The organism is Cellulophaga sp. F20128 (assembly GCF_023015805.1).
In the GTDB taxonomy this organism is placed as follows: domain Bacteria; phylum Bacteroidota; class Bacteroidia; order Flavobacteriales; family Flavobacteriaceae; genus Cellulophaga.
Genome location: NZ_JALKBA010000051.1, coordinates 1 through 1,366, shown reverse-complemented (window position 1 = coordinate 1,366; position 1,366 = coordinate 1). Strand labels below are relative to the sequence as shown.

Below are 1,366 nucleotides of genomic sequence, written 5' to 3'. Positions count from 1 at the left end.
AAATGACGGAGTGCACCCCTCACACCACCGCACATACGGGTCTCGTATACGGCGGTTCGATAATGGAACTTATCGTTTGTAGTATTCGATTAAACTAACATAACCTTTCTTCTTTAACCGTTTTATGGTAATGGTAGTCCGTAAAATAGGACTTTGAGCTACTGCCCAGCCTCCCATTCTTGTACGACTCCACGCATAGGCATGGTCTTGGTCAATTCCTAAGCGAATCAGGTTTTTCCGTTTCCGCTCTGGTTTCTTCCAATGATGCCATATGCAATACCGTAATCGGTTTCTTAACCACTCTTCCAGCTTTTTAAGTTTTGCTTGAATGGATGCCGGTCTAAAGTAATTTACCCAACCACGTATCAACAGATTGATACGGTCTATACGTTCTTCAAAACTTGCCGGTATCGTCTTTTTGGTCAGGTATTTAAGCTTTTCCTTAAACTCTTTCCATTTGGACGGTTTTACCACGAGTTGATATCTGCCTTTTTCGCCTTTCTTGTAGGTCGGTACAAAACCAAACCCTAATACTTGGAAACTTAAAGGTTTACGTATGCCACTTTTCTCCCTGTTTATAGGCAGTCGGAGTTTGTCGCGCAGAAACTTGAAGATACCGTTACCTACTCGTTTCGCTGACTTTTTACTCTTGACATAGATACTGAAATCGTCGGCGTATCTTACATAACGGTGTCCTCGTTTCTCCAATTCTTTATCCAACTCATTAAGCAGGATATTGGAAAGCAACGGACTTAGGGGCGACCCTTGCGGAACGCCCTTTTTCCGTTTGTGCAGTTTACCGCCCGTCAGTATCGGGGCTTTAAGGAATGAGCGCAGTAGCTTCATCGTTGGTCTGCACTTTACCTTTTTGTAAATCAATTCTAAAAGAATATGATGTTCCACTTCATCAAAGAAACTCTTTAAATCTATGTCCACTATATCCTTAAAGCCAGAATTGATATTTTCGAGGCTTTGTGCAATTGCCTGATGGGCGTTGCGCTCTGGTCTGAATCCATAGCTGTGCTGTTGAAAGTCTGGCTCGAATATGGGTTGCAGAACTTGATGTAATGCTTGCTGGAACACCCTATCAACAACTGTGGGAATACCGAGTAATCGCTTCTTCCCGTTGCTTTTTGGTATTTCAACACCCAATATTGGAGACACCTGAAAGGTCTCTCTTTCTATTTGCTCGATATATCGCTTACCTTGGCTTTGCAATATAGATTTTAGTTCAGTTATATGAACGTTGTCCATTCCTGCTGAGCCCTTGTTACGATACACACGCTCATAGGCGTCGTTTAGATTCCTTTTACTTGTTAATTCTTTAATCATTACTACTAAATTGACTTGCTGTCTCGCTTAATCA

General features: G+C 41.9%; 1 protein-coding gene. It reads right to left on the bottom strand.

Features of this window, described 5'->3' with window-relative positions; translation table 11 throughout:
* Positions 1 to 69: 69 nt before the first annotated feature.
* Positions 70 to 1,332: a group II intron reverse transcriptase/maturase gene (gene ltrA, locus MWU65_RS17420; protein ID WP_247079955.1), complete on the bottom strand. Its 1,263-nt coding sequence runs from the start codon at positions 1,330 to 1,332 to the stop codon at positions 70 to 72.
* Positions 1,333 to 1,366 lie beyond the last annotated feature (34 nt).

Excerpts from the sequence above, each read along its gene's own strand:
- ltrA (WP_247079955.1), bottom strand. The coding sequence starts at position 1,332 with ATGATTAAAGAATTAACAAGTAAAAGGAATCTAAACGACGCCTATGAG.